The organism is Novosphingobium anseongense, from assembly GCF_037482895.1.
Taxonomy (GTDB): domain Bacteria; phylum Pseudomonadota; class Alphaproteobacteria; order Sphingomonadales; family Sphingomonadaceae; genus Novosphingobium; species Novosphingobium anseongense.
On record NZ_JBBHJZ010000001.1, the window covers coordinates 1,799,279 to 1,826,058 of the forward strand.

A 26,780-nucleotide genomic window follows, 5' to 3' on the forward strand; every position below is an offset into this window, starting at 1 on the left:
AGAGCAGCCCGGCTCTGGGCAGCGGTCGAGACAAATTTCGGGAAAGCGTTCTGCGAATGAAGCATGCCGTCACCATGATGGAGGGTTCAGCAAAATAACGACGAATACGCCGCAGCGTTCCACCGGCTATCGCATTGTTAAAGTGCTGGTACTTTCGCCTTATCCGCCAGCCGGCGCTGCAGGAATGCGAGGACGACGGCTTCTTCGGGGCGGAGCCGCGCGACGTCTTCCCTGAGCTCCATCTCAACCGCGTCCCGCGCTTCTAGCACCAGCCCATCGCTCAGGTAGCTCTCGAAAACCTCGGGGTGGATATAGCATTTGCGGCAGACTGTCGGCGTGTTGCCCAAACGCGAGGCGACGGCCTCGATGGCGGCGCGAACATTGCGCTTGGCCGCAGCCTGACTGTCGACCTTCTCGTACTCCGCTAGCGCTAGGGCGGCCAGCACAGTGCCGTTCCAGGTGCGGAAATCCTTGGCCGTGATGTCGGTCCCGGAGATCTCCTTGAGGTAGCTGTTGATGTCGCTCGACGTGACCTCGTACTGCTCGCCGTCATCTCCCAGGTACTGGAAGAGATGTTGCCCCGGCAGGTCCTGGCTTGCCTTAACTATTTTGGCGATCCGCCGATCCTTGAGTTTGAGCTTCCACTGCTTGCCGCTTTTGCCTTTGAAATTGAAGCGTAGCTCCGCGCCATCGATAGCAACGTGGCGGTCCTGGAGCGTGGTCAGACCGTAGCTCTTGTTCTGCTTGGCATAGTCGGCATTGCCGATCCGGATCATCGTCGTCTCGAGCAGATGGACGACGGCAGCGAGCACTTTCTCGCGCGGCAGCCCGCGCTTCTTCAAGTCGGCATCGATCCGCTCGCGCACGGCCGGGAGCGCCTTGGCGAAATCAAGCATATGTTCGTATTTCGTGCTGTCGCGCACCTCGCGGAAGCGGGCGTGATAGCGATATTGTTTGCGGCCCTTGGCGTCCCGTCCGGTGGCCTGGATGTGACCGTTTGCCTTTGGGCAGATCCACACGTCCGTGTAGGCCGGCGGTATCGCGAGCGAAGCAATGCGCTTGAGTGTCCTCTCATCCGTCACGATGTTGCCTTTCGCATCACGGTAGCGGAACCTGCCGCGAAAGGTCTGCCGAGTGATCCCCGGACCATCATCGGTCACATAGACAAGCCCCGCATTTTCGGCAGCCTCCTGGGCATCGATGATCGCCCCCGCTTCGCCGACCTCTGCCACATCCTCGTCTCGCTTTGTCATAGCGGCAGAATCGTTCGGAAAGCCGGTGCGTTCCCTGAGACGCGGCTTTTCGCGCCGTCGCTCCCAGTAGCTGGCCGATGAAGGCTGCCTCACGCGCGAATGGGACGAGCCGTTGCAAGTACGGGAGCTTCCCGCGGTTTCGGGAATTCAAGCACGTGTCACTATTTCGTGGCTCCAGACAGGAGATAGACCATGAGCATCGAAGGAAAGGCCAAGGAGGCCGCCGGCTACGTCAAGGAAGAACTCAACGAACACGGCAAGTCGCCCGAAGCGCAGAAGAAGGCGCAGGAGGGCCGCGATCTGCGTAATGAGGGTCGGCTCGAAGATGGCAAGGCGCCGCTTAGCAAGGAGCCGGGCACCGGCTCCTGAGCAAGGAGACCCCCGCTTCGGCGGGGGTTTTTCTTCGCATTCGAAGAAGCGTCCACCCACCGGCCCCCTTGGCCTTACCCTGAACGCCCCGCGTTCATCAGAAGCTGCGCTTTTCGAAAGCTACCAATCGACAGGCAACCTGACTTGTCGATCCAAAGCCTTCGGCTCGAGCGACAGGAAGGACGAAAAACACGAGGAGAGGCATATGGCTGAGGGAGCCGACGCCGCCCAATGGCGCTATCACGACGGTTCACTGGAACTCGTAGGCGAAATATTCGAGCCGAGAGGCGAGCCAAACGGACAGGCCGTCCTCGTGGTGCATGAAGCCGATGGTATCGGTGGCAACGTTCGCCGTCATGCCAGAGGCTTGGCCGATCTCGGTTATATCGCCGCGGCCGCGGATATGCACGGGAAAGGCCGGCCGCTCACAGATGCGGAAATCCCGGCAGCCCTCGCCGCCTTCAAGAACGACGCCGATTTTTTCCGGCGCCGCGTGCGGTCGGCTTATGCTGCACTCAAAGACCGCTACAGGCTTGCGGACTGCGCGATCGGCGCCATCGGCTATTGTTTTGGAGGCACGGCGGTCCTCGAACTTGCGCGGGACGGCGTTCCGCTTGCCGGGGTCGCAAGCTTCCATGGTTTGCTCACGACTGCGGCACCCGCGATGCCGGGCGCGGTCAGAGCCCGCGTCCTCGCCTGCACCGGCTGGCGCGATCCCCTCGTCCCGGCGAGCGATATCGACGCCTTCCAGCAGGAAATGGACAGCGCTGGCGCCGACTGGCAGCTCACCATATTCGGCCGAGCGCACCATAGTTTCACGAACAGCGCTGTCGACGATCTCGGCGATCCGCGGATGGCATTCGACGCGGGCGCAGACGCCATGTCGTGGACGATCCTGCTCCAATTCCTCAGTCAGAGCTTCGCGCGTTAGGCTAGACGCTTGAACGTGAATCGGGCTCGTAATCGTCGAGCGCCGCGGTCACCATGCGGCTCCAGACTTCGACGTCGCCGGCATTCGCCATCACGATGTCGGGCTCGCGTAGCGTTTTGAGGACGGCAACCGCATCGGCGCGGTAGTTGAACCACTCGGCATCGACCTCGTCGGATACCGAGGATTCGTACCCTTCTGCGTTGATGCTGAGCCGCTGTGCGGCAAGGACGCGCGCTATGCGCTCGATCGCGCTCAGTTCGGAGATTGGCATTCATCCATCCCTTCTGTGACCTAGCCATCAAAGCCAGGGAGCGCCGCCGGGTTCCGAATGCATTTCCCGGTCACCACTCAATCCGCCGCAGCCGCAGAGACTTGAGCGGGGAATGAATGGCTTCCCGGCGATGAAATCGCTAGAGAAAGCAAGCTGAGGCTTTGGCGGATTGGAACGAATGACTGGCAGTAGGACAGGCGTAGCGGGACTGGATGATATCCTTGCCGGCGGGTTCGCACCCGGGCGGCTCTATCTCCTGGAAGGCAGTCCCGGTACCGGCAAGACGACGATCGCCACGCAATTCCTGCTAGCCGGCGTCGAGGCAGGCGTAAAAGGCCTCTACATCACCCTTTCCGAGACAGACGATGAATTGCGTGAAGGCGCAGCGTCTCATGGTTGGGAAATTCCGGCGGAGCTCGAAGTGTTTGAACTCGTCCCGCCCGAAAGCTTGCTCGATGAAAAGCAACAGCAAAGCCTGCTCTACTCATCGGATCTCGAACTCGGCGAGACGACCCGGCGCATATTCGAGGTCTACGAGCGGCTGAAGCCTCAGCGCGTCGTGCTCGACAGCCTCTCGGAGATCCGGCTGCTGGCGCAAAGCTCTCTTCGCTACCGCCGCCAGATTTTGGCCCTGAAACACTATTTCGCCAAACAGAATACCACGGTCCTGATGCTCGACGACCTCACGTCCGACGCCCTGGACAAAACCGTGCACAGCGTCGCGCATGGTGTGATCCGGCTGGAGGAACTCGCGCCCAATTACGGAGCCGAGCGACGACGCTTGCGCGTCCTCAAATATCGCGGCCGGAAATTTCGCGGCGGGTTCCATGACTTCGTAATCACGAGCGGGGGCGTGCGGGTCTTTCCGCGACTTGTCTCGGCCGAGCATCGTGGGCCTGTCGATCGCGCTACCGTCTCGTCGGGTGACCCGACCTTGGACCTGCTCTGCGGCGGAGGCTTCCAGAGAGGGTCGAGCACCTTGATCCTCGGGCCCGCGGGGACGGGTAAGTCTCTTTTGGCCCTTACATTCGTCGCAGCTGCGGTCGCGCGCGGCGAACATGCGGCCATGTTCATATTCGACGAGGAGCTTGGCCTGTTCTGCGCCCGGGCGGCGGGGCTCGGTATCGACGTCCAGGGCATGATCGATGCAGGTAAGCTGACACTTCTGCAAGTCGACGCCGCCGAGCTATCGCCAGGCGAATTTTCCGATCGTGTGCGGACTTGCGTCGAAGACCACGACGCGCGGACGGTCGTGGTCGACAGCCTCAACGGCTACCAGGCAGCGATGCCCGAGGAACAGGCGCTTGTGCTGCATATGCATGAGCTTCTGCAATACCTGAACCGTCAGGGCGTCGCGACCTTCCTGACCGTCGCGCAGCACGGCCTCGTCGGGGATATGAAGGCGCCGGTCGACGTTACCTATCTTGCCGATACGGTGGTTCTCCTGCGCTATTTCGAAGCGTTGGGACGGGTGCGCCGCGCCATCTCGGTGGTGAAGAAGCGCACGGGCGCGCATGAGGATACGATCCGCGAGTACATGATCGGTTCCAACGGCATCACCCTGGGAGAGCCACTCACACAGTTCCAGGGCGTGCTGCGCGGGGTACCGACCCTTGCAGGCGAGAACATGCCGCTACTCGATACGAGCGGCGCCTGATGGCCTCAGGTCGATCGGCGTCGGAAAGCGCGGTCGTTCTGGCGCCGCTCGGCCGAGATGCGGACGTCGCAGCCGAACTTCTGAGAGAATCCGGCATCGAAGCGATAATTGCGCCATCCGTCTCCGCGCTGGCTGCTGAACTATCCGCCGGGGCCGGATTTGCGGTCGTCACAGAAGAAGCGCTGCGATTGGCGGACCTGCGCGACCTTGTCGGCTTCATCTCCGGGCAGGAGGAATGGTCCGATCTTCCCTTCATCGTGCTTACCGCGCGAGGCGGCGGCCTCGAACGCAATCCGGCAGCTAGCCGGCTTCTCGACCTACTTGGCAACGTAACCTTTCTTGAGCGGCCGTTCCACCCAACCACGCTGCTGAGCCTGGCGCAGTCGGCGCTCCGCGCGCGCCGCCGTCAATACGAGGCCAGGCGCCGCCTTGAGACGATCCGTGAAGGTGAAGAGCGTCTCCGCCTTGCGCTAGCGGCGGGGGGCCTTGGTGCCTGGGAGCTCGACATTTCTGTCGGCGAGCTCGATGCCTCGGATGAATGCAAGGCCCATTTCGGTCGGCGGAAAGGGGACCCGTTCACTTACGCAGACCTTCTGCTTTCGGTCCATCCCGACGACCGCGCCTATATGCAGGCGTCGGTCGCGCATTGTCAGGAGACGGGCGAGGATTATTCGGTCGAATATCGCTGTATCTGGCCGAACGGTGACGAGCATTGGGTCCAGGTCCTCGGCCGCCTCGAGCGCGATGCGTCGGGCACCCCATTGCGCATGGTCGGCGTATCGCAGGACATTACCGATCGCCGCCAGCACGAAGCGGCGCAGCGCGATTTCATGGCAGAACTCGAGCGTCAGGTCGCCGAGCGCGCCCGGCAGCACGAAACCGTGACAGCCCAGCTTCACGAGGCCCAGAAACTCGAGACGCTGGGCCAGCTCACTGGCGGTGTCGCTCACGACTTCAACAATCTCCTGACCCCGGTGATCGGCAACCTCGACCTCCTGCGCAGGCGCCACGACGACGAGCGCTCGCAGCGCCTGATTGCGAGCGCGCTCCAAGCATCCGAGCGCGCCCGAACTCTCGTTTCGAGATTGCTGTCTTTTGCGCGGCGCCAGAACCTTGAGGCGCGCCCCGTCGATACGTCCGCCCTTCTTGAAGGCATGCTCGAGCTGGTTCGACGTTCGCTCGGTCCCTTGATTGCGGTCCGGGTCGACATCAGCCGGGCCACGCCGCCGGCGCAGGTCGATCCCAACCAACTCGAACTCGCCCTCCTCAACCTGGCCGTGAACGCCCGCGACGCCATGCCCGAGGGAGGCGAACTCACTTTCTCGATCGAACCCTCCACGCTCGGAGCGGATAATCCGTTGAGCCTTGATGCCGGCGATTACGTGACGATCGCCGTTCGTGACACGGGAATGGGAATGGATGCCGAGACGCTGCGCCGCGCGGTCGAGCCCTTCTATTCGACCAAAGGTGTCGGGAAAGGCACGGGGCTGGGCCTTTCGATGGTGCATGGTCTTGCCGCGCAGTCCGGCGGCAAACTCGAATTGGAGAGTCGTCCGGGAGAGGGCACTACGGCCCGGATATGGTTGCCGGTCGCCGAAGCACCGCATTCCTCGATCGAGGAAACCGGCGATGACGCGGGACCCGAACTTGATCCCCTGCACATCCTTCTGGTGGACGACGAGGAGCTGGTGCGGAGCGGGACGGCCGAAATGCTCGAAGACATGGGCCACCGGGTGGACCAGGCCGCCTCCGGCGCGCAGGCATTGCAGAAGCTTCGCGACCAGGCGTTCGACGTGCTGATCAGCGACTATCTGATGCCCGGCATGACCGGCGTTCAGTTGATCGAGGAAATGAGGCGGCAGGATAACGATCTCCCCGTGCTCCTCATAACCGGGTTTGCGGCTTTTGCCTCCGCCAGCGACGCGCAGTTTGGACGCATCGCGAAGCCCTTCCGTCGAGGCGAGCTTGCTCGAGCTCTGGCCGGGGTTGTCTCCCAAGCGGAAAAGTTAGCCCTCGCAACCGAGGCCGATGTCACGCCGTCGCAACCCTGACCCGGTCGGTTGCCTTGCCCTTCCTGGGAACGAGACCCGTTTTGCGGGATTATGCGATTCTAACTGAGGAGAAGCGCATTGGCCGCCCGCCCCTATTGGAAGGGTCAGATCCGACTGGCCCTTGTATCGATTCCGGTCGAAGTCTATTCCGCGACGAAGAGCGGAGCGACGATCGCCTTCAACCAGATCCATGAGCCGTCGGGCAAGCGGATCAAGTATGAGAAGGTCGTGCCCGGCATCGGCCCGGTGAACGTGGACGAGATCGTCAAGGGCTTCGAATATGCCAAGGGCGAATATGTACTGCTCGACGAGACCGAAATCGAAGGCGTGAAGCTCGAGAGCAAGAGGACGCTCGAACTCACGCAGTTCGTCGATGCGCAGGACATCGACATGATCTATTTCGAGAAGCCCTACTATGTCGTGCCAGCCGACGACCTCGCCGAAGAAGCCTTCATCGTTCTGCGCGAAGCGCTTCGCCGCAGCCGCAAGATAGGTCTGGGCCAGCTCGCGATGCGCGGGCGCGAGTACGTCGTCTCGATCAAGGCCTGCGGGCGCGGCCTTGTCATGGAGACGCTGCGCTATGCCGACGAGGTGCACAAGGCGGCGAGCTATTTTCGCGACATCGCCGATAGTGATCCCGACGAGGAGCTGCTCGACCTCGCGACGACGCTGATCGACAAAAAGACCGGAAAATTCGACGCGAGCGACTTTCACGACCGCTACGTCGATGCGCTCAAGGACCTTATCGAGCGGAAGAAGAAGGGCAAGACCCTCAACATCGAAGGTGAAGGCGGCGACAAGGAAAGCCGCGGCAACAACGTGATCGACCTCATGGCAGCGCTCAAGAATTCGCTCGGTTCCAGCGACAAGGGCAGCGGCGCGAAGAAGGCGGCTGCCAAGCCGGCCGCGAAAAGCGCCGGCAAGACCGCAGCGAAGAAGCCCGCGGCAAAGGAAGCCCCGGCAAAGGCGCCTACCCGATCCACCGGTCGAAAGCGCGCATGAGCGACGTGATCCCGGCAAACGATGCGGACGACGACACGGCTTTCGCCGAGGGGGCCATCACGCTCTGGGGAAATCTCCTGACGATGATCGGGTTGCAACTGATCGAGAACGGCACTGCGCGTGAAGAAGTTCTCGAAATGCTGACGATGCTTCATGAGACCAACGAGGAAACCGTGCGCTCGCCGCGTGCGAGGGCCTCGGCCTCTCGTCACCTGATGTCGGTCTACCGCGCGCTAGCCGAAGCTTGACCTCTTCAGGCGTTCGGGCCGAAGCGCCGGCGCTCTGGATCCCGGCGGCAGCGAAAGCGGCCTTTGATCTCGGTATTGAAGAACGCACCGACCGAAACCGCCTTGCACAAAGCGTCGAAGACTTGCGCGGGAACGTCATAATAGACGTACTTGCCGGTCTGCTTGAATGACAGGCACAGGCTTTGCACGTCCTCGTCATAGGCGGCCCGCTCGATCATCGATGACTGTTTGAAACGGCAGGCGCGCATATCGGTGCAGCGCAATGGCGACTCGAGCGTTCCCGTGCCAAGCGGCCAACCGAATCGATCTTACGCCCAGACGAGTCGAACGTGGATGTCGAACAGCCGGGCCCGCAAAGGTGACAGATGGCAGATGATGTTGCCCAAAGTCTGAAGGAGATGGCCCAGCACCGCGGGCTCAAGCTCGTCAAGTCTCGCCGCCGGAAACCCGGAACTGGCGATTTCGGGAAATTCGGCCTCATCGACGACAAGGGCAAGGAGCTTATCGGCTTCGGCAGCGACGGTCTTTTGACCGCCACCGCCGAGGAAATCGAAAGCTATCTGCGCGCGGGCGCCTTGAGCACCTGGCAACAATCCGCACGCGTCACGCCCGAAAAACTGCCCACCAGAGCCAGGCGTGCCTCGGCTCCCGACGACGCGGAACCCGCTATCCGTCGCCGCGCGAGACGCGGCGCCGTACCCGCCCCGGCCCGCGTTCCCGCTTCCGCGACAACGGCACCCCCCAGCCCGGAGAAGGCAAGCGACAAGGCGGCCTTGGCCAGAAAAGGACAGCTACCAACGCCGCGCGCAAAGCCCAAACTCGCGATCGTCCGAAGTGAACCCGTGCTGGCGCTTCGCCCCGCCAAGCCCAGCGATGCGCCAGCGGTGGCGGGGCTGCTTTCCCAGCTTTCCAGGGCCGGTCCCGACGCGAAAGCAGTGGCACGAAATTTGGCGAACCTGCGCAAGGCGGGGGGCGACATGCATCTGGCCGAGTTCGGCATAATTGCCGGCTGTATCGCCTGGTCCGTGATCGCAACGCCGCATCGCGGCAATATCGGCCGCATCACCGTGCTGGTCGTGGACGAGGCCCATCGCCGGCGCGGCTTTGGCGCGAAGCTGCTGGGCCTCGCCGAAGCCGCTCTCGGGAAAAAAGGGTGCACCGCGGTGGAAGCCATGAGCGACATCGACATCCGCAATTCGCACAATTTCTTTCGAGCGGCGAATTTCGATCAGACCAGTTACCGCTTCGCGCGTGCCATCGAAAAGCCGGCAAAGGCGAGTCGCGAAAAAACATGAAGAGGTCTGCGGCCGGGGGCGATCGGGAACTGGCTACATCGCCTGCCGTTCTACCTTGGCAACAGAAGGAACGTCACGATGGACCGCGATCCCAGTGAAAACCACCTCGATCCCGTCGAGCGCCAGACCCCCTCAACCGGCGAAAACGATACGGGCGATGTGGGCGATGAAGCTGCGCGGATCATGAAAGAACGCCGCGACAAAGGCACCGAGCCCAAGCAGGCGCATCAGCCGGTCCAGACGAAGAAGACCCCGCGCCCCTGAGAGCTTGCGCTAAGCCCGGCGGGCGCTCCCCCAACGAACATTTGCATGGAGAATGACCATGGGCGGCGATAGCGAATACGAACCCAATGATTCCCGCAATGTCACCGACACGGCGCATACGCGCGATGGTCGCTCGAGCGGCGACAAGCAGCCGGCAGGTCACGGCGGAGAATATGAGCCAAAGGACTCGCGCAATGTAACGGGCACCGCCAAGACGCCTGACGGCCGCTGGACGAACGAGGATGAAGCGCCGCCCGAGGGCGTCCCCGACAGCAATCCGGCAACGGCTGAAGAAGCCGCGGCCAACGCGCCGCCGAAAGGGGGCGTCGAGCGTTCCGCCGGTGTCAAAGTACCGCCGGATCAGAACCACCCAGCGGGAACCTGACCACGCGAAGGCAGACGGTGTCGCCTCAGTCAAGTCGACGCTTAAGTGCGTTCACCCTCGATAAGCGTGCGTCTGCAGGGCCGTCTCAACCGCCTCAAGGAGGCTCGCCTCACCGAAGGGCTTGGCAAGGAAGATAGTCCCCGGTGCATTGGCGGCGGCTTCGGCCGGCATGCGCCACGACGCGACGATGACGCGCTTGCATGGCCACCGGCGGCGGATTTCCGAGAGCAATCCCAATCCGTCGAGCGTACCTGGCATGACGACATCGGTGATGATCGCGGCGATGTCCTCTCGATGTAGCAGGACGCCCAAGCCCTCGTCGGCAGACCCGGCTGCTACCACAGGAAAGCCATGCTCACTCAGCATCTCGGACAAGGTGATCCGCAGAGCCGGGTCATCTTCGACGACAAGAATGGCTGGCCGAACGGACATTTGCTTCTCCCCCAAAGCCTTTGGCTTATGAACGCGGCCATCCGAGACCTGGTTCCTGATCACAAGCTGCTTCGCCGGGAGCCAACCGCGCGATGATCGGTTGAGCCAATGCAATCAGGAGGTCCTTTCATGCTCAAGATCATCGCTCTCGGCACGCTTGGCTACATCGCTTACCGGGTCTTCAACCAGGAAACGGCGCAGCCCGGCGCCGTTCGTCTCGCCGGCGGCCCTCTCAGCAGCAAGGCCACGGTGCAATCCTCTCCCGACGTGCCTCCCCCCGGCTGAGCGGCCGACTTGTGGGCACGGGTGACGACGATGCACGTCATCCTGCAATCTTCGATCGGCTCACGGTTTGCTCTTCGTGAAAACCGCAGCAAGGCCCAAGCTGGCTGGGCCGAGATCAGGGGAGGCCCGAAGGCTGGCGGCCCCGAGCTGCCAGCCTTTCGCTTTGGCTGGGAACTATCGGAAATCCCAGGGAACGTCGCGATAAGGCATGGTGTCGGCGGTGGCGACGATTGAAGGCCGCCCGCTTCAGGCGCGACACCTAGGATAGACTGCAGGTCAATCACGCCCTGAGGCGAACCCTGTCCTCTTCGTCGGCGAGATAGTGCGGCATGACGATCGTCGGCAGCGCCTTGAACTGCGGCCGCGCGAGCAGATAACCCTGGAGATAGCGGATACCAAGATCCCGCAGCGCGCCGAATTCCGCTTCCGTTTCGATACCCTCGGCGACGAGCGTGATCCCCAACTTGTCGCAAAGACGGGCGACGCTCTCGACGATGAGCCGCCGCGGCAAACTCGTGTCGATGTCCCGAACGAGTTCCATATCGAGCTTGATCAGGTCGGGCTGAAATTTCGCGAGCAGCCCGAGCCCGGCATAGCCGGCACCAAAGTCGTCGAGTGCCGTGGCAAAGCCCATCTTGCGATAGCTCGCAACGATCTCGCCGATATGGTCCGTATCGGCCATCTCTTCGTTCTCGGTAAACTCGAAGATCAGCCGTTCGGCGGGAAAGCCCGTTGCTCGCGCGGTCTTCAGCGTCAGTTGGATGCAAGCAACCGGAGAATAGACGGCATTGGGCAGGAAATTGATCGAGAGCTTCGCATCTGTGTCGAGGATTCCCGCCGCGACGGCGCCTTCGATCGCGGCCACGCGGCACTGCTGGTCGAAAGCATACCGATTGTCGGCGTCCACACGGGCCAGGACTGCGCCGGCACCCTCGCCGCCGCATCCTCGCACCAGAGCTTCATAAGCAAAGGGCAGCCCCGTTTCGCAATCCACGATCGGCTGGAAAGCCATCGCGATATCGAAGCTCTGCGCCTCTGACCGGCACCCCTTGCATCCCACTGACATGAATGGCGACTCCTCGTTAGCGGTAGTATGGCGGCAAGCCGCTAATAACCGATGAAACCGAGGAATTTCTCTTCACTCGCCGATCAGGTGAAGCGGTTTGCGGCCGGTGGATCGCTGGCCGGATAGCTTTCATCGCTGGCCTGATCGACCTTGTCCCATTCCGGAGGGTCGCTGGCCATTGCCTCGGGTCCTGCGTTTCGGACTTCGACGGGTCCCGGTGTCGATTCCCCGGAAGCGAAGGCGGCGCGGACCTGTTCCTTTTCACGGTTGATGTAGCGATAGAGGGCGTAGGCTACGGCAGATGCGAATGCGAGCTTGAACAAGGCCATCGGACCTTCTCCTAATCTGTTGTCCTACCCCAAACGCAGCCGCTGCCCGATGGTTCGCGGGGCCGACGTGCGTTTGCCATAAAACCTGCGCGCGCCGCTTGCTGGAACGCTTGCCGCTCCCCGGTTCGTTAAGGGTATAGCGCGCCGATGGAGAACAGAAGGGGTCTCGGACGAAAAGCCGCCGAATGCGAAGAGCCGGCGTCGCCAGACTTTCATTCGCCATACCGCCACGGCTTCGTCCGCGTCGCTGCCTGCCAACCGCTCTGCGCCGTCGCGGACCCGGCGTTCAATCTCGCCGAGATTCTGAAACTCGCTGGTAAGGGCGATGCGCAAGGCGTGGCGCTGATGGTCTTCCCCGAACTGGGCCTCAGTGCCAATGCGATCGACGACCTGCTTCTCCAGCAAGCCCTGCTGGACGAGGTCCAGGCCAAGCTCGGCGAGCTGATCGACGCATCAAGAAATCTCAATCCGGTCTGACGCCGGGCGGAGTTGCCTACTGCGCGAATGATCAAGATCTGCTGACCTGGGTCCACATGACCGAGGTGCTGTCGTTCCTAGATGCCTGGATCCGCTATACCGAGCCCGCCATGACCATGGCCGATCAGGATCGCTATTTTGTGGAAATGGCAGCCGTGGCTGAGCGCCTTGGTGTCGATGAGGCGCCGCGGAGCCGAACCGAGGTATTGCAACGGATCGGCGCAATGCGCTCGCAATTGCGCGCCGATGCCCGGTCGCGCGAAGTCGCCGCACTCATCCTGCGGCCACCTCGCCCCTCGCTCGATGGCGTCCCGCTCGCGCTTGTGCAATGCGCGGCGGTGGATCTGCTCCCAGGATGGGCGAGGCGCTTGCACCGGCTCACCGGATCGGGACCTGCCCGTCCACTGGTTGCGAGCGGGACGTTGACGCTTGCTCGGACGCTGCGCTGGGCCCTTTGCTGACTGGTCTGGAGAGCGGGCAACTACAGATTTGCCGGCGGGAAAGGCCTAGCCGTTGTTGCAACTCCATGGCGCTCCGGACGAAGAGCCTTCATCGTTCGGTCCAGTCATTGCCATCGAAGATCGCGGTCCGAACCGCGCGGCGTTATGAAGGGATGGGCTTCGCTTTTTGCATGTTTACGCCAGTGGTTGGGCGATCAAGCAAGCGCCGTTCGCATCGAAAGCGACCTCGTCGAAGTCCTTGGCAATCCCGCAACCGCCAGGCAGCACGGTCTCGCCCGCTATCGTCGCCATGCCCTTGCGGGGAATCACGAGCAGCGGGCGCGCGCCGTAACGCATTGCGGCATCCTCATTGGGCAGGCCCTCGATCTGGTCGAGGCGGAACAGCGGCCCCTCGACCAGCGTCACGTCGCCGCGATCGGGCACCGAAAGCTTGTATTCGCCGGGATAGGGTTGGCCCTTGGCGACGGCCACACCCTCGTCGAGATGCAGCTCGCGCGGGCGGCCGTAGTCATAGAGCCGATAGGTGATGTCACTGTTCTGCTGCACCTCGATCAGGCTCACCCCCGCCCCGATCGCGTGGACCGTGCCCGCGGGAATGTAGAAGAAGTCGCCGGGGCGGACCTTGTGCCACTGCATCAGGTCCTCGATCGACCCGTCCTGCGCGGCCGCGCGCAGGGCCTCGGACGAGAGCGGCTGCTGGAAGCCGATGCCCAGCTTCGCCTCGGGCTCGGCATCGACGATCAGCCAGCACTCCTCCTTGCCCTGGCGGCCGAGCCCCTTGGCCAGGGTCTCGGCATCCGACGGATGGACCTGGACCGACAGCGCCTCGCTGGTGAAGATGTACTTGACCAGCAGTTGCGGCAGGGCGTCGGGCGGCTCGAACCAGATCTCGCCGATGCGCTTGCCTTCGGGTGCCGCGAAAGGTGCGGGAAGCGTGTCCTTGCCCCAGGGTTTCTCGACCTCCCGGATGGGCAAGGCGGCGCTCATTGGTTCACCGCTCCGGACAGCTTGCCGACGAGTTGCGCGCCGGCGGCCGTGGTGACCAGCACCTCGTCGCCGTCGACCACGACCATCACGTTCTCGAGCCCGATCACCGAGACGCGCGGGCCGTCACTGTCGACGAGGACGTTGCGGCAGTCGACGAGCTCGACCCGGCCGATCGCGACGTTGCCATCGGCATCGCGCGCGCGCGCTTCGTGCAACGACTGCCAGTTGCCGATGTCCGACCAGCCCATGTCGGCGGGGACCATGGCCGCGCGGCTGGTGTTCTCCATCACCGCATAGTCGACCGATTCGCTCTGCACCTCGGCGAAGGCCTCGGGCTCGGGATAGAAGCGGTGGTTGTCCTCGACGCCGCGTTCGACCGAGCGCTGCACCGCGTCGAGGATTGCTGGGCGATGCGCCTCGAGCTCGGCCAGGAAGTCGCGCGCGCGGAAGGCGAAGATGCCGCCGTTCCAGGCGTAGATGCCAGCGTCGAGAAAGCCCTGCGCGCGCTCGCGATCGGGCTTCTCGACGAACTGGTCGACGCGATATCCCGTCTTCCCAATCGCCTCGCCGCGCTTGAGGTAGCCGTAGCCGGTCTCGGCCGTCCTAGCCTCGATTCCGAACGAAACCAGCCAGCCCTCCTCGGCGAGGCTGGCCGCAGCGCGGGCCGCGGCGATGAAGGCATCGCGATCAGCGATGTGGTGGTCGCTCGGGCAGACGAGCATGATCGCGTCCTTGGGCACGCGCAGCGCCGCCAGTGCGATCGCCGCGGCCGTATTCTTGGCCGCGGGCTCGACGATGACGCGCGCGTCGGGCGCGGCGGCGAGTTGGTCTTCGACATGCGTCAGATGCGCCGCGCCGGTCACCACGATCGCCGGCGCGAAGTCGGCGTCGGGCGGGCAACGCCCCAGCGTCGCTTCGAAGAGCGTACTGTCGCCGATCAGCGGCAGAAAGGGTTTCGGTTTCACGGCACGACTGCGCGGCCATAAGCGAGTACCGCTGCCGCCGCAGAGGATCACAGGAACGATTTGCGTCATCGCCGCTAAAAAGCCCCACCTCGGTGAATGGCTCCCACCGTCAGCGTTTTCTTCAGTGAACCAGATTTTCCTCTGTTATCCCAAACTTCAAACCGGCCAGTGACGTCGTATCTTCCAGCGACGGCCGGATGCTCCAGACTTCGAGCGTCTTCGCGCAGCGAGTACCCCCCTTTCCCAACGAGCGGGAAGGTCCTTTCCGCCCAGCGAGACAATCGCATCTGAAGCGCTGCCGGGTTCGCGGTACTAAGGCTATCGAGAGCCCTCAGTGCCTGTTTTGCTCAGGGGCCTGCGACTGCAATCAGCGCAACTGGCTGTCCTTGCTGCCGCGGCGGTTTATCCCGGAAACACGAACCGCGCCGTCTCGCTCGATCTGACAGGGGATGCAGGTACGGCTCGAGGGCTGCGCCTCACGTCGCGCCTTCGGAATCTCCTCTCCGCAATCCTCGCAAAATCGCGTGCCTTGGCCACCCGCGAGCCGTGCTCTGGCATGTTTGACCGCGTCTTGGACCGTATCTTCGATCTGATCCTGCACCGCGCCGTCCTGCGCCCAACCGTTTGCCATGGCAGCCTCCTCTTGCCCAAACGCCGGTGGTAGGATGTGGTGCCGGGAGGCCGGGATGCATAGGCTGACGGACCTAAAAGTTTTAGGTCATCTATTTCAGAAGCCAAAAAAGCCCTCAGACGTTAATGTCTCTCTGCCGAGCTGCTTGAACCCATGTCCTTGCGCTGTTTTCTTGGTCGTCACCAACCATCGAACCCGTCGATGTCGCGCGGACCCGATGGGACGCTCTTGGCAACGTGCGAGCGCTGCAGAGTACCTCTCGAACAGAAGTCGGCCCGGTCCTGGCAGGCACGACCGCCGCTCTATGACCGGCGCGAAGCAAACACCTAGCCGTCTGGAGCGTCGAGACCGGTACGCGCTTGTGAAGCTGGCTTCTGTACCGCGTTCGACCCAGCGTAACTTCCAGGGCCAGGGGCGTGCTTCCTTGTTGCACCTGGTATCTTTTTGGAGCGCCGGCAGAACCGTCACAGCTCAGGTTGGTGGCCTAATCGCGCGGGTGCGAAGGCGCCGCTCGTTGCTTAGGACCCGTCGCCGCACGGGCGCCACCGCGTCGGCCGGAAGGATCACCAGCGCGGACCACGCATCGAGATTGCGTGTTGCAATGCCCGCCCAGTCCGCTGGGCCAAGAAAGGTTCCGGCCATGAGCCTCGCCAAATCGCGCGAGTTGGCCTCGCATGCCGTTCGGAGGCAGCACATAGCAGCGGCGATCCTGTGCTGCGAGAGAGCGAAAGTTTCGCTCTTTTCCTCGATCATCCGGAACAGCTCCGGGTAGTCTGCAGACCAAGGCTCCTTCACTGCTGCTGCCATCAATGTCATACGAGTCGCCACGACTTTCTCAGCGCTTACTAAGGTTTCAACCATGTCTTTCTGGGCCTGCGCAAGAGCAGTCGGTCACAGCCAAAGTGCAGTTAGTCCATCCATGGCAAAATCATCACCCTCGTTGTGCACTGCAACATCAACGCAAGAGGGTAGCAAGTAGCTCCGCTTCCGTGTCGATTAGAGCGCCGACATGACTGTTCTACGACAACTACGGCGTGGCGTCGCTCCGCTGGCTGCGCGCAGCGACCGCTGCGTCGAGCAGGCTCTGGCCAGTCCGGCTCGCTGCGTCAGCGGTCATCGTCACGGCAAGAGCGCCGGGGCCTTCGAGGATGACGAGCCCTTCTTCGGCAACGGCATAGCCGGGCTCACTGTGCGGCTGGGGTACGGCGGGATCGGGCATGGCGATCATTCCTTCGCTGCAAGCGCGCCTGCCGCGCTGTCGTCGATGTAAAGATAGGTCGGATCGAATTGTCCCCGGTCCGCAAGCCGACTGGGATCAAGAATTTCTACGAGCGAGGAGCGGAAGAGGCAGAGGCGCTCCTCGCGCAGCGCGCGGATGACGCGGTTGACATGGACATTGGTGAGACCGCAGATCTCGGCAAGATCATACTGTGTCAGACCGAAGGCGAAGCGTCTGCCGTCGCTGAGACCTGCCAGGACCAACCGTGCATTGGTCTCGCAGAGGAAATGCGCCACCCGCCCGATGCTGTCGAGCCGTCCGAGCCGAAAAAGCCAGGCGCGGTGGATGGCGGCGTCCAGCAAAGTGGCATACCAAAGCTTTCGCGCAAGTTCCGGGGCTTCGCGCTCGATCTTTTGCAGGGCCGTGTGCGGGACGACCGCGACCGTCGCTGCGGTAAGCGAGGCGACGTCATGATCCAATGTCTTCAACGGAAATCCATGAAGATCGACGAAATCGCCGGGCACATGGATCGCCACGAGCTGCCGCAGCCCGTGCCGGTCATCAATGTAGCGGCAGAGAAATCCCTCAACCAGAAGTGTGCTTTCTGACAGGAGATCGCCGGCGCGTACGAGGCGCTTACGCGCTTCGACGACGCGGACTTCCTCGATCGCTTCTTCAAGACGCGCGCGTTCGGCGGTCTCCAGCCTGATACCTCGACGATTGCGCAAGAACCGATCGGTGAACATTCGACAATAACGCTCCTGTGTGCCCGGCCTCTGTCAGCCAAAAACAGTAACGGCCGGGCTGGCGCGGCGTTGCAACCCGACTGCGTAATCGTCTTGATCCAGATTAACTTTTAACGATCGCGAGAAACCCTCGTTCGTCACGGGTGTTAGCGTCACATCGGTGCTGCCGCTAATTTCGGATCGCGGGCCCGTGCCAACCGACCAGCGACGCTCACGAAGGATCACGCCAATGGCCAAGAAGCCGGTACCCGCCAAAAACCCTGCCACCGCGAAATCCGGTCTAACCCCGGCCATGCTCGGAGGTGGCGACGTCGGCGGCGAGTCTCCACAGAAGGCGTCCCCCATCCCCGCCGACGCTGATCTGTCGCAAACCTTCGGCGAGCTGCAAGGCACGGGCGGTGAGACACACCAGGTGGCCGAAGGCGAAACGGCGGTCCTCACCACGCAGCAGGGCGTTCCGGTTGCTGACGACCAGAACAGCCTCAAGCAGGGCGCGCGCGGGCCGACGCTGCTCGAAGACATTCATTTTCGCGAGAAAATCTTCCATTTCGATCATGAGCGGATTCCCGAGCGCGTCGTCCACGCTCGCGGTTACGGGGCGCACGGCTTCTTCGAGCTGACCGAGAGCCTGTCCGACGTGACCCGGGCCGACATCTTTCAGCGGGTCGGTGAACGTACCCCGGCCTTTGTCCGGTTCTCGACTGTCGCCGGGTCCAAGGGCTCGTTCGATCTCGCCCGCGATGTCCGCGGCTTCGCGGTCAAGCTCTACACACAAGAGGGCAACTGGGACCTCGTCGGCAACAACATCCCCGTGTTCTTCATCCAGGACGCGATCAAGTTTCCCGACCTCGTCCATGCCGCCAAACCCGAGCCCGACCGCGCCTTTCCCCAGGCCCAGACCGCGCACGACAATTTTTGGGACTTCATCAGCCTGACGCCCGAATCGATGCACATGGTCATGTGGATCATGTCCGATCGCACGATACCGCGCTCATATCGGACCATGGAAGGCTTCGGGGTCCATACCTTCCGCCTGGTGGACGGCGCCGGCAAATCGACCTTCGTCAAGTTTCACTGGAAGCCGAAGCAGGGCCTCCAGTCCGTGGTCTGGAACGAGGCGGTCAAGATCAACGGCGCCGATCCCGATTTCCATCGCCGCGACCTGTGGGATGCGATCAATGGCGGCGATTTTCCGGAATGGGAGCTTGGCGTCCAGCTGTTCGATCAGGCTTTCGCGGACAGCTTCGATTTCGACGTGCTGGATTCGACCAAGATCATTCCCGAGGAGGTGCTCCCGGTGCGCCGCGTCGGCCGGCTAGTCCTCGACCGCGTCGTCGACAATTTCTTCGCCGAGACCGAGCAGGTCGCGTTCTGCACGCAGAATGTCGTGCCGGGCATCGACTTCACCAACGACCCGCTGCTCCAGGGCCGCAATTTCTCCTATCTCGACACCCAGCTCAAGCGGCTCGGCAGCCCCAATTTCACGCACATTCCGATCAATGCGCCCAAGTGCCCGGTCGCGCATTTCCAGCAGGACGGGCACATGGCGATGACAAACCCCCGGGGACGCGTGAACTACGAGCCGAACTCGTGGGGCGCCACGATCGGCGGTCCTCGTGAGGATCCGGTTCGCGGGTTCAGCAGCGTTGCCGAAGAGGCCGATGGCGCGAAGCTGCGCATCCGCCCGGAGAGCTTCGCGGACCATTACAGCCAGGCCCGTCAATTCTTCGTCAGTCAGGATCCGATCGAGCAGAAGCACATCGGTGATGCCCTGGTCTTCGAACTCAGCAAGGTCGAGCGTCCCGACATCCGGTCGCGGATGGTCTCGCACCTGCGCAACATCGACGAGGGATTGGCCGCAACGGTAGCCGACGGCCTTGCCCTGCCCGAGCTCCCGGAGCCAGCGCAGGCAGCGGTGCCAACGCGCACGGACCTTGCGCCTTCCGACGCACTCTCGATCGTCAAGAATGGGCCACTCGATTTCAAGGGCCGTAAGCTCGGGATCTTCCTCAGCGACGGCGCCGAGGCATCGCTCTTTACCGCCTTGGTGAAGGCGGTCGACAAGGTCGGCGCGGTCTACGAAGTGATCGCGCCCAAGATCGGCGGGGTCACGCTGTCGGACGGCACGAAGGTCGCCGCGAAACAGAAAATCGATGGCGGGCCTTCGGTGTTGTTCGATGCGGTCGCCCTGATCGTTTCAGAGGAAGGCGGCGCTCTGCTCGCCGGAGATGCCGCAAGCCAGGACTTCGTGCGCGACGCCTTCGGCCATGGCAAGTTCATCGGCCTCACGGCCGCAGCCCAGCCGATCTTCGAGAAAGGCGGCATCGCCGACGACCTCGACGAAGCCTGCATCCCGTTAACGAGCGCCAAGGATGCAACGGCCTTTGTCGAGGGCCTCGGCAAGCTGCGTCATTGGCCGCGCGAGCTCAAGGTCGACCTCGATGCCAAATGAGGCTCAGCGGGCGCCAGCGAACGACGATGAGCAGCCGCGCCCGCTGCCCTCACCCGAGCGGATCCAGGAATTGCTGTTCGACGCGGCAAGGCTTGGTCGGATCGACGTCCTTCCCGCGCTGATCCAGGCCGGTGCCGACGTCGCCGCCCTGGATCCCGCAGGATACTCGCCGCTGATCCTGAGCTGCTACCACGGACATGTCGATGCGGCCCATCTGTTCCTGGCCCACGGGGCGCCCGTGGACCAGCAGGACGGCGCTCGTGGCAACACGGCCTTGATGGGCGCAGCGTTCAAAGGGCTCGGCGATATCGTCGAGCTCTTGCTCGCGAACGGCGCGCAGCCCGATGCTGCCAATCACGCCGGCCAGACCGCATTGATGTTCGCAGCGCTGTTTGGGCGAGCCGCCATCGTCGATAGGCTCCTCGCACGCGGCGCAGACCCGCATCGCCCTGATGCTGCCGGTAACAGCGCGCTGTCGGTAGCGCAGTCGCAGGCCAACGACCTCATGGCCGCTCGCCTCACGACCCGGTCGCTCGCGCGCTGCTGACGCTGCGATCTGTCTTTGGAAGGACGACGATATGGAACACACGACCGCAATCGGACCTGAGGACGCAAGCCCGGCCGATCGGCGCGAGACGCGCGCAACCACCGAGGGCGTCGACGCGCAGAACGCCAACGAGTTCGATATCGAGCACGGCCTTGCCGGCATCGAAGTGAAGCCGTTTTCGCCTGCCGCGCCCGGCACACCCAAGACAAGCCAGGCGCAAAACGATGCCGGCAATAAGGATAGGCAGGCCCAGTCAGGCGGCCTCGTGTCGGAACGCCGCAACCCCGGCCGGGACGACGGGGTAAACGCTTCGACGGTCGATGGCGGCGCTAGCGAAGAATAAGGCCGAAAGCCGATCCGGGAAATTGCGCGGTGAAGGCGTTTCCCTCGCCGGCCTTGCGATGACACGGAGCCAAGGAGCGCCTGAGACAGCCGGGTTGACGGTCGCAGTGAAAGCCGGCCCCCCTGGAACCATGCCGACTGGATAGGGTTCGAGGTATATACAACGAGGAATTCGAGAATGACGAGCGAAAGCGACCTGGCGAAGCGTCTGCACGATGACGCACCGCCCGAGACTTCCAAGACGGCGTCTCCGGCGAGGGCATTGCTAGCCGAGACCGTCACGATCAACCGAACGGCGCAGGAACTGTACGATTTCTGGCGAGACCCCGCCAATCTTGCAGGCGTGATGGAGAATATTGACGCCATCGAGGTGATTGATCGCGATCGCTCGCGCTGGACCGTCAAGGCGCCAGCCGGACGGACGGTAAGCTGGGAGTCGCTCATAACGCAGGACGATCCGGGCCGCGCCATCACCTGGCAGTCTGGTCCGGATGCGGACGTCGCCAACAGCGGCCGTATCGAATTTAAAGAGGCCGGCGCGCGCGGCACGGTGGTGACGGCGACGATAGCCTACGACCCTCCGGGCGGCACGATCGGACAGTTCATCGCCAAGCTCTTTCAGCGCGAGCCCCGCATCCAGACGCGCCGGGATCTGCGGCGCTTTAAGCAGCTGATGGAAACCGGCGAGATCGCCACCGCAGCGCGGACCCGCAAGCAGCTCGAAGAGGAACAGGCCTGATGCGCGCCCTCACCTGGCACGGCAAGCACGACGTGCGCGTCGATACGGTCGACGACCCCGAGATCCTCAATCCCCGCGACGCGATCATCAAGATCACGGCGACGGCTATCTGCGGATCGGACCTCCATCTCTACGACGGCTACATCCCGACGATGAAGGCGGGCGACATCCTCGGCCACGAATTCATGGGCGAGGTCGTGGAGGTCGGCGCCAGGAGCACGCTCCAGCGCGGGCAGAAGGTCGTGGTCCCTTTCACCATTTCCTGCGGCTCCTGTTACCATTGCGGTAAGCACCAGTATTCGGCCTGCGATAACGGCAACCCCGCGGACAACCAGGATATCGGACGCGAGCTCTACGGCCAGCCCATGTCGGGACTCTTCGGTTACAGCCATATGACAGGCGGCTATGCCGGCGGTCAGGCCGAATATGTCCGCGTACCGTTCAGCGATGTCGGTCCGATCGTGATCCCGGAGGGTATCGAGGACGAGAAGGTGCTCTTCCTCTCGGATATCTTGCCGACCGGCTGGATGGCCGCAGAGAACGCGCAGATCGAGCCCGGCGATACGGTCGCGGTCTGGGGCTGCGGCCCCGTCGGCCTGTTCGCGGTTCAATCGGCCTTCCTGATGGGCGCGGAGCGCGTGATCGCGATCGACCACTTCCCGCATCGGCTCGAACTCGCTCGTAAGTTCGGCGCAGAGGCCATCAATTTCGAGGAGACCAAGACCTACGAGGCGCTGATGGAGATGACCGGCGGCATCGGTCCCGACGCGGTCATCGACGCGGTCGGCCTCGAGGCGCATGGCTTCTTCGTCGACAACGTCATCGACCAGATCAAGGCATCGATGTTTCTCGGCACCGATCGCACCCATTCGATCCGCCAGGCCATCTTAGCTTGCCGCAAGGGCGGACGCGTCTCGATGCCTGCTGTGTACGGCGGTTTCGTTGACAAGTTTCCACTCGGCGCCTTCATGGAGAAGGGTCTGACGCTCAAGACGGGCCAGACCCACGTCCAGCATTACATGCCAGGGCTGCTCAATGCGATCGTCGAGGGGAAGATCGATACGACCTTCCTGATCTCGCACCGCATGGCGCTCGAGGACGCCCCGAAGGGCTACAAGATGTTCCACGATAACCAGAACGAAGTGACCAAGGTCGTGCTGAAGCCCGACCTGGCCATGGCAGCCGAATAGGAGAGACAGCATGGCCAACAAATTCGCGATCATCACGGGCGCGTCCACGGGCATCGGCGCAGAGCTCGCCAAACTGGCAGCGAAGGATGGGTACGATCTGCTCGTGGTGGCCGACACGCCGTTTGTTGACGCCTCCGCAGGTCTTCAAGGCCTTGGGGTCGACGTGCAGACGCTCGAGGTCGATCTCTCCACCTTCGAGGGCGTCGACCAGCTGCTCGCGGCCGCCAGTGATCGGCAGGTGGACCTCCTCTGCGCCAACGCCGGACATGGGCTCGGCCACGCGTTCCTGGAGCAGGCCCCCAGCGCGTGGCGCCACGTCATCGACACCAACGTCACCGGCACTCTCTACCTGTTACAGAAGATTCTCGCACCTATGGTGGCGCGCAACGCCGGCAAGGTGCTCGTCACCGGTTCGATTGCGGGGTTCATTCCGGGTAGTTTCAACGCCGTCTACAACGGAACCAAGGCCTTCGTGGACAACTTCACGGACGCCCTTCGCAATGAGATCAAGGAAAGCGAGGGGGTCACCTTGACGACCCTCATGCCCGGGCCCGTCGATACCGAATTTTTCGCGCGCGGCGACATGATGGACACGCAGGTCGGGCAGGACCCGAAAAAATCCGATCCTGCCGATGTCGCGAAAGACGGTTACGATGCGGTCATGAGCGGCAAGGCTTCGGTCGTCTCGGGCTGGAAGAACAAGCTTCAGCAGGCCGTCGCCAACGTGACTCCCGCCGCTGTGCTCGCCGAGCAGCATCGCAAGATGGCCAAGCCGGGATCTGCCGATTTGTGAGATTCTAAAGGTCCGAACTGGCTCAACGCCCCTTATCAGCGCCTCACGATAGAAGAAGTGCCATGGTTACTCCGGTCGGGCTGTTACCGGCGTCTTGCGCGGTGACTTCGTCGGGTAAACTCGCGACCTCGAACAATTCTAGGACGAAGTCCGCGATCTGATAAGCGGAGAAACAGCATGGATTTCGCGGCGCTTTCCACGTCCATCCGTTCCGTTTTTCATCCTTGATGCCTCTGGCAGTAGGATTGATCACCCACCCGACGTAGTTCATTCGTTTAGGCGCTGTTCGAGGGTGCTTTCGGCTTGTCGCGGCTCGCGCCAGTTGGATTCCCTTCGACCTGGCCAGGATTGAGGCGCTCTTGTTCGTGCTCCCAGATCTCGTCCGGGAGCGCGCTGGAAGGGTTCTTGGCCTCGCCCTTATCACCATTGAGGACCGGGACGTCAGCGGGCCCGCCCGCGGACCTTGGGACCGCAGTCCTACCTAGTATACCTTCTTCTCGCTCCACCAGTCGGTGCTGCTCTTTGCCGCTATCAGTCATGGTAGGCTCCGGAAATTGCGCATGGCTCTAGACGTCAAAAGCACGGCATAGAGCCAAGTTCCTCGACAATTTTCGCCTGGACGCCGATGGGGTCTGGACGGGCGACTTCCATCTCGGAGACTGGCTCGATCCCGGCGCGCCGCCCGACCGGCCCGAGGACGCGACGACCGACAGGGATTTGATCGCCTCGACTTACCTGGCCCGCAGCGCGCGCGTCGTGGCGTATACGGCCCTCACGCTCGACCGGGCGGAGCTTGCGCGATCTTACGCAAAGGTTGGGGACAACATCGCGGCGAGCACTTGGCGCAAATGGTCCTCGGCGCTTGGCAAAACCCAGGCGGGCTGCGCGATCGCGATCGCATTCGACATCGCCCCGGTCGAAGCAAAGGAGGCTGTGGGCCGACAGCTCGCGAAGCTCGTCGAGAGCAATGATGGACGCATCGCCACGGGTTTCCTCGGCACGCCTCTGGTCCTGCCGGCCTTGACGCAGACGTGTCAAACAGACGCTGCGTTCCGCTTGCTGCTCAATGAAAAAGCCCCAGGCTGGCTTTACCAGGTCGCCAATGGCGCGACGACGATGTGGGAGCGTTGGGACGCCATCAGGCCCGGCGGCGAGATCCATTCCGGCGACATGGCAGCAGAAGACGCTGCGTCGATGACGAGCTTCAATCACTAGGCCTACGGCGCCGTGGGCGAATGGCTCTACCGCAGGCTCGCGGGTCTGGCGCCTGCCGCAGAGCCTCCGGGCTACAGGATGATCGAGTTTCGCCCTCAGCCAAGCGGCGGCCTGGCCTGGGCCGAAGCAGCGATCGAAACCCCTTTAGGCACTGCATCGATCCGCTGGACCAGGTCGAACGAGGCCCTCGAGATCACGCTGGAGATACCGCCCGGGGCTCAGGGCCGGCTGCAACCGCCGAGCGGATGGATCTCGCCCACGCCTTTGGGCATTCTGGGCTCGGGCCCCCATCACATTTTCCTCAGCGCGCATCGCCCGAAGATCTGACCACCGCCCGCGTCGGTCAGGTAAAGCGATTGGCGGTCGGCGGATCGCTGGCGGGATAACTTTCGTCGCTAGCCTGATCGACCGAGTCCCAGTGCGGTGGATCGCTGGCCATTGCGTCGGGGCCGGCATTGCGGACTTCCACCGGACCCGGTGTGGACTCGCCATGAGCGAAGGCGGCGCGGGTAGCCGGCCGCTTGCGGTTCACGTATTGATAGAGGCCATAGGCGAGGGCAGATGCCGCCGCGAGCTTGAGCAAGGCCATGGGAGTTCCCTTTTGGTGGCAGCACTGCGTGATCAACGCGGCTAGCCACCTTTGGTTCTACCGGCACCGAGAGCGAAGCTATTAAAAATTCTGGATCTTTGGGCAGGCCGATCGACGTGCGCCGGCGCTCTGACCCGATCCTCCGATTGAGCGGTCGCGCGAGTTCAGATCGCCTGCAGCCAGGAGATCGCGGGACCAAGCCGCTCGGCCGCGCCAATGCCGGCTCTGGCCTTAGGCATCATGGGCGTTTCCAGACCGACGATGCAATGGTCGGGAACCGCGGCTAGAAACTGGTCCAACGGCAATTCGCCTTCACCCGGCGCCAGCCGATCGAAGCGCGCCTCTTCCCCGTAGCTCTCGTGCTTGCAGACGAGAGGCACGTCGCAGACCTGGACATACCCGATCAGCTTAGGGTCGGTCGCGGCGAGATCGGCCGGCTGAGAACCCGATCGGAAGAAATGCATCGTATCGACCATGACCTTGAGCCTGTCCGACCCAGCATGGCGGGCAGCCTGGGTGGCCGTGGAGAGATTGCCGATCGCCATGCCCGGCATGTATTCGAGCACCGCTGGGAGGCCGCGTTCGCTCGCCATTTCGGCAAATCTTGCGGTCTGATCCAAGGCTCGGGCCAGATCAGGATCGATGCTCAGGAGGTTGACGGCACCCGCACGCAGCTCGGTCATGAGGTCGAGATCGGCTGCATAGGTCGAGACGTCTTCATGCGGCCAAGCGAGAAAGCCCTCGCCGACCGAGATGGCGACCCCGTTGTCGTCGAGCGCCGAGCGAAACGCACGGCGCAAAGCCACATCCTCGCGCATCGACCAGGCCGGATAGCCTTCGGGATTGTCGGGATACATCGTTTCGAGCGCGATACCCATATTGCCGCACCCCATTCGGGCCGTGAACTGCGCGAATTCTACGGGTGGCATGCCTAGCACACTAATAAGCTCGATCCCGATCCGATTGCGGTCCATGGGCTCTCCTGGGTCGAAGGCGGGGCGCGCAGCTTTGCGCTCGCCGCTCCTTGGTTCTTTTTGGGCATCGACTTGCGCGATGCTGCCAGCCGGCCGCCATCGCTGCCACCGAACGCGCTGTCGCATCCAGGACATGCTGCGTAGATTGGGCCGGTTACGAACTGCGTTCCAAAAAGTATGACGCAGGCAAGGCGAGACTATTCAGGGGTCCGAAAGCACGTCGCCAGCCAACATTTCAACTCGCCATCACCGCTTCCCCATCAAGCGCCGGCTCGCTCAAGGAGGAGCACTGCAGCGAGCAGTATCATTACGGGTCCGCAAGACGACGCGAAATTCCAGTGTGAATGGAACGTCCAGACTGGCCAAATTCGAGCTTGAAAAATCCGTGGGTTCGAAGGAGGATGTGGGAGTCGAACTGACGGCGCAACGCGTTGTTTTCAGACGAAATTGTCAGTGTGGTATTTAGCGTGGTCTCGAATTCGAAGCACCGCCAACGGAAGGAGAAAAATCAACTGGTTGTGAGTTGATTTCGAATCCCTCCGTCTCCGCCAGTGGGCCGTCTACAGCGGTCCATATCGGTCTACTCCGATTGACGGCTTCCCTCGGAAACGCCTA

Annotated in this window: 34 protein-coding genes; 21 read left to right on the forward strand and 13 right to left on the reverse strand. The window is 62.8% G+C overall.

Annotated features, from left to right (window positions below; translation table 11 throughout):
- Positions 1-137: 137 nt before the first annotated feature.
- Positions 138-1,346: a DNA topoisomerase IB gene (locus tag WG901_RS08505; protein ID WP_339586575.1), complete on the reverse strand. Its 1,209-nt coding sequence runs from the start codon at positions 1,344-1,346 to the stop codon at positions 138-140.
- Between the two features lie 99 nt (positions 1,347-1,445).
- Between WG901_RS08505 and WG901_RS08510 the strand changes: the two genes are divergently transcribed.
- Both WG901_RS08510 and WG901_RS08515 read left to right on the forward strand, forming a co-directional pair.
- Positions 1,446-1,622 (forward strand): hypothetical protein, encoded by a 177-nt coding sequence (locus WG901_RS08510; protein WP_339586576.1) that lies wholly within the window; start codon positions 1,446-1,448, stop codon positions 1,620-1,622.
- A gap of 205 nt (positions 1,623-1,827) precedes the next feature.
- Positions 1,828-2,553, forward strand: coding sequence for a dienelactone hydrolase family protein (locus WG901_RS08515; RefSeq protein ID WP_339586577.1), 726 nt, complete (start codon positions 1,828-1,830; stop codon positions 2,551-2,553).
- Position 2,554: 1 nt separating this feature from the next.
- Here the strand turns inward: WG901_RS08515 and WG901_RS08520 are convergent, their stop codons facing one another.
- The gene (locus WG901_RS08520) at positions 2,555-2,824 is read right to left on the reverse strand and encodes a hypothetical protein (protein WP_339586578.1); all 270 of its coding nucleotides are present in this window, start codon (positions 2,822-2,824) and stop codon (positions 2,555-2,557) included.
- Between the two features lie 178 nt (positions 2,825-3,002).
- Here WG901_RS08520 and WG901_RS08525 point away from each other — a divergent pair, with 178 nt between their 5' ends.
- The 4 genes from WG901_RS08525 (at position 3,003) to WG901_RS08540 (ending at position 7,782) form a co-directional block, all read left to right on the forward strand.
- Positions 3,003-4,481, forward strand: coding sequence for an ATPase domain-containing protein (locus tag WG901_RS08525; RefSeq protein ID WP_339586579.1), 1,479 nt, complete (start codon positions 3,003-3,005; stop codon positions 4,479-4,481).
- Positions 4,481-6,532, forward strand: coding sequence for a hybrid sensor histidine kinase/response regulator (locus tag WG901_RS08530; RefSeq protein WP_339586580.1), 2,052 nt, complete (start codon positions 4,481-4,483; stop codon positions 6,530-6,532). The genes WG901_RS08525 and WG901_RS08530 overlap by 1 nt, the downstream gene beginning before the upstream one ends.
- 78 nt (positions 6,533-6,610) lie before the next feature.
- On the forward strand, positions 6,611-7,534 hold the full coding sequence (gene ku / locus WG901_RS08535) for a non-homologous end joining protein Ku (RefSeq protein WP_339586581.1): 924 nt from the start codon (positions 6,611-6,613) through the stop codon (positions 7,532-7,534).
- Positions 7,531-7,782, forward strand: coding sequence for a hypothetical protein (locus WG901_RS08540; protein WP_339586582.1), 252 nt, complete (start codon positions 7,531-7,533; stop codon positions 7,780-7,782). The genes ku and WG901_RS08540 overlap by 4 nt, the downstream gene beginning before the upstream one ends.
- Before the next feature lie 5 nt (positions 7,783-7,787).
- Here the strand turns inward: WG901_RS08540 and WG901_RS08545 are convergent, their stop codons facing one another.
- Positions 7,788-8,045, reverse strand: coding sequence for a KTSC domain-containing protein (locus WG901_RS08545; RefSeq protein ID WP_339586583.1), 258 nt, complete (start codon positions 8,043-8,045; stop codon positions 7,788-7,790).
- A gap of 102 nt (positions 8,046-8,147) precedes the next feature.
- Between WG901_RS08545 and WG901_RS08550 the strand changes: the two genes are divergently transcribed.
- The 3 genes from WG901_RS08550 to WG901_RS08560 all read left to right on the forward strand — a co-directional run bounded on the left by WG901_RS08550 (position 8,148) and on the right by WG901_RS08560 (position 9,726).
- The gene (locus tag WG901_RS08550) at positions 8,148-9,077 is read left to right on the forward strand and encodes a GNAT family N-acetyltransferase (RefSeq protein WP_339586584.1); all 930 of its coding nucleotides are present in this window, start codon (positions 8,148-8,150) and stop codon (positions 9,075-9,077) included.
- 78 nt (positions 9,078-9,155) lie between these two features.
- On the forward strand, positions 9,156-9,341 hold the full coding sequence (locus tag WG901_RS08555; protein ID WP_339586585.1) for a hypothetical protein: 186 nt from the start codon (positions 9,156-9,158) through the stop codon (positions 9,339-9,341).
- A 58-nt stretch (positions 9,342-9,399) separates the two neighbouring features.
- Positions 9,400-9,726, forward strand: a complete 327-nt coding sequence (locus tag WG901_RS08560) for a hypothetical protein (RefSeq protein WP_339586586.1) — start codon at positions 9,400-9,402, stop codon at positions 9,724-9,726.
- Between the two features lie 51 nt (positions 9,727-9,777).
- Here the strand turns inward: WG901_RS08560 and WG901_RS08565 are convergent, their stop codons facing one another.
- Positions 9,778-10,158, reverse strand: a complete 381-nt coding sequence (locus WG901_RS08565) for a response regulator (protein WP_339586587.1) — start codon at positions 10,156-10,158, stop codon at positions 9,778-9,780.
- A gap of 129 nt (positions 10,159-10,287) precedes the next feature.
- Here WG901_RS08565 and WG901_RS08570 point away from each other — a divergent pair, with 129 nt between their 5' ends.
- Both WG901_RS08570 and WG901_RS08575 read left to right on the forward strand, forming a co-directional pair.
- On the forward strand, positions 10,288-10,443 hold the full coding sequence (locus WG901_RS08570) for a hypothetical protein (RefSeq protein ID WP_339586588.1): 156 nt from the start codon (positions 10,288-10,290) through the stop codon (positions 10,441-10,443).
- Positions 10,444-10,473: 30 nt separating this feature from the next.
- Positions 10,474-10,677 carry a hypothetical protein gene (locus tag WG901_RS08575; RefSeq protein ID WP_339586589.1) on the forward strand — a complete coding sequence of 68 codons (204 nt, stop codon included), beginning with the start codon at positions 10,474-10,476 and terminating at the stop codon, positions 10,675-10,677.
- Positions 10,678-10,723: 46 nt separating this feature from the next.
- On the opposite strand, the gene WG901_RS08580 is transcribed toward WG901_RS08575, so the two are convergent.
- Together WG901_RS08580 and WG901_RS08585 are read right to left on the reverse strand one after the other, a co-directional pair.
- The gene (locus WG901_RS08580; protein ID WP_339586590.1) at positions 10,724-11,455 is read right to left on the reverse strand and encodes an EAL domain-containing protein; all 732 of its coding nucleotides are present in this window, start codon (positions 11,453-11,455) and stop codon (positions 10,724-10,726) included.
- 137 nt (positions 11,456-11,592) lie between these two features.
- Complete coding sequence (locus WG901_RS08585) at positions 11,593-11,838, reverse strand: hypothetical protein (RefSeq protein WP_339586591.1); 246 nt, start codon at positions 11,836-11,838, stop codon at positions 11,593-11,595.
- A 147-nt stretch (positions 11,839-11,985) separates the two neighbouring features.
- Here WG901_RS08585 and WG901_RS08590 point away from each other — a divergent pair, with 147 nt between their 5' ends.
- Both WG901_RS08590 and WG901_RS08595 read left to right on the forward strand, forming a co-directional pair.
- Positions 11,986-12,315 carry a hypothetical protein gene (locus WG901_RS08590; RefSeq protein ID WP_339586592.1) on the forward strand — a complete coding sequence of 110 codons (330 nt, stop codon included), beginning with the start codon at positions 11,986-11,988 and terminating at the stop codon, positions 12,313-12,315.
- A complete protein-coding gene (locus tag WG901_RS08595) occupies positions 12,312-12,776 on the forward strand; it encodes an oxygenase MpaB family protein (protein WP_339586667.1) in 465 nt (154 codons plus the stop codon). Before WG901_RS08590 ends, WG901_RS08595 begins: the two co-directional genes overlap by 4 nt.
- Positions 12,777-12,950: 174 nt before the next feature.
- On the opposite strand, the gene WG901_RS08600 is transcribed toward WG901_RS08595, so the two are convergent.
- The 5 genes from WG901_RS08600 to WG901_RS08620 all read right to left on the reverse strand — a co-directional run bounded on the left by WG901_RS08600 (position 12,951) and on the right by WG901_RS08620 (position 17,324).
- Entirely contained in the window at positions 12,951-13,763 is an 813-nt protein-coding gene (locus WG901_RS08600; RefSeq protein WP_339586593.1) for a class I mannose-6-phosphate isomerase, read from the reverse strand.
- Complete coding sequence (locus WG901_RS08605; RefSeq protein WP_339586594.1) at positions 13,760-14,797, reverse strand: mannose-1-phosphate guanylyltransferase; 1,038 nt, start codon at positions 14,795-14,797, stop codon at positions 13,760-13,762. Before WG901_RS08605 ends, WG901_RS08600 begins: the two co-directional genes overlap by 4 nt.
- Positions 14,798-15,095: 298 nt before the next feature.
- The gene (locus tag WG901_RS08610) at positions 15,096-15,359 is read right to left on the reverse strand and encodes a DksA/TraR family C4-type zinc finger protein (RefSeq protein WP_339586595.1); all 264 of its coding nucleotides are present in this window, start codon (positions 15,357-15,359) and stop codon (positions 15,096-15,098) included.
- 1,027 nt (positions 15,360-16,386) lie between these two features.
- Positions 16,387-16,578: a hypothetical protein gene (locus tag WG901_RS08615; protein ID WP_339586596.1), complete on the reverse strand. Its 192-nt coding sequence runs from the start codon at positions 16,576-16,578 to the stop codon at positions 16,387-16,389.
- A gap of 5 nt (positions 16,579-16,583) precedes the next feature.
- A complete protein-coding gene (locus tag WG901_RS08620; protein WP_339586597.1) occupies positions 16,584-17,324 on the reverse strand; it encodes a Crp/Fnr family transcriptional regulator in 741 nt (246 codons plus the stop codon).
- A gap of 229 nt (positions 17,325-17,553) precedes the next feature.
- Here WG901_RS08620 and katE point away from each other — a divergent pair, with 229 nt between their 5' ends.
- From katE to WG901_RS08660, 8 genes are all read left to right on the forward strand, one after another.
- Complete coding sequence (gene katE / locus WG901_RS08625; protein WP_339586598.1) at positions 17,554-19,776, forward strand: catalase; 2,223 nt, start codon at positions 17,554-17,556, stop codon at positions 19,774-19,776.
- Between the two features lie 70 nt (positions 19,777-19,846).
- The gene (locus WG901_RS08630; protein ID WP_339586599.1) at positions 19,847-20,323 is read left to right on the forward strand and encodes an ankyrin repeat domain-containing protein; all 477 of its coding nucleotides are present in this window, start codon (positions 19,847-19,849) and stop codon (positions 20,321-20,323) included.
- Between the two features lie 31 nt (positions 20,324-20,354).
- On the forward strand, positions 20,355-20,666 hold the full coding sequence (locus WG901_RS08635) for a hypothetical protein (RefSeq protein WP_339586600.1): 312 nt from the start codon (positions 20,355-20,357) through the stop codon (positions 20,664-20,666).
- A gap of 177 nt (positions 20,667-20,843) precedes the next feature.
- Positions 20,844-21,404, forward strand: a complete 561-nt coding sequence (locus WG901_RS08640) for an SRPBCC family protein (protein ID WP_339586601.1) — start codon at positions 20,844-20,846, stop codon at positions 21,402-21,404.
- Entirely contained in the window at positions 21,404-22,594 is a 1,191-nt protein-coding gene (locus WG901_RS08645) for a zinc-dependent alcohol dehydrogenase (RefSeq protein WP_339586602.1), read from the forward strand. Before WG901_RS08640 ends, WG901_RS08645 begins: the two co-directional genes overlap by 1 nt.
- 10 nt (positions 22,595-22,604) lie before the next feature.
- Positions 22,605-23,387, forward strand: coding sequence for an SDR family NAD(P)-dependent oxidoreductase (locus tag WG901_RS08650; protein WP_339586603.1), 783 nt, complete (start codon positions 22,605-22,607; stop codon positions 23,385-23,387).
- A 615-nt stretch (positions 23,388-24,002) separates the two neighbouring features.
- Entirely contained in the window at positions 24,003-24,602 is a 600-nt protein-coding gene (locus WG901_RS08655; RefSeq protein WP_339586668.1) for an alpha-L-rhamnosidase-related protein, read from the forward strand.
- Positions 24,603-24,614: 12 nt separating this feature from the next.
- Positions 24,615-24,929: an alpha-L-rhamnosidase C-terminal domain-containing protein gene (locus WG901_RS08660; protein ID WP_339586604.1), complete on the forward strand. Its 315-nt coding sequence runs from the start codon at positions 24,615-24,617 to the stop codon at positions 24,927-24,929.
- A gap of 16 nt (positions 24,930-24,945) precedes the next feature.
- Here WG901_RS08660 and WG901_RS08665 read toward each other — a convergent pair whose 3' ends face one another.
- Complete coding sequence (locus tag WG901_RS08665) at positions 24,946-25,191, reverse strand: hypothetical protein (RefSeq protein ID WP_339586605.1); 246 nt, start codon at positions 25,189-25,191, stop codon at positions 24,946-24,948.
- Between the two features lie 164 nt (positions 25,192-25,355).
- Positions 25,356-26,300, reverse strand: a complete 945-nt coding sequence (locus WG901_RS08670; protein ID WP_339586606.1) for a sugar phosphate isomerase/epimerase family protein — start codon at positions 26,298-26,300, stop codon at positions 25,356-25,358.
- Between the last annotated feature and the right edge of the window lie 480 nt (positions 26,301-26,780).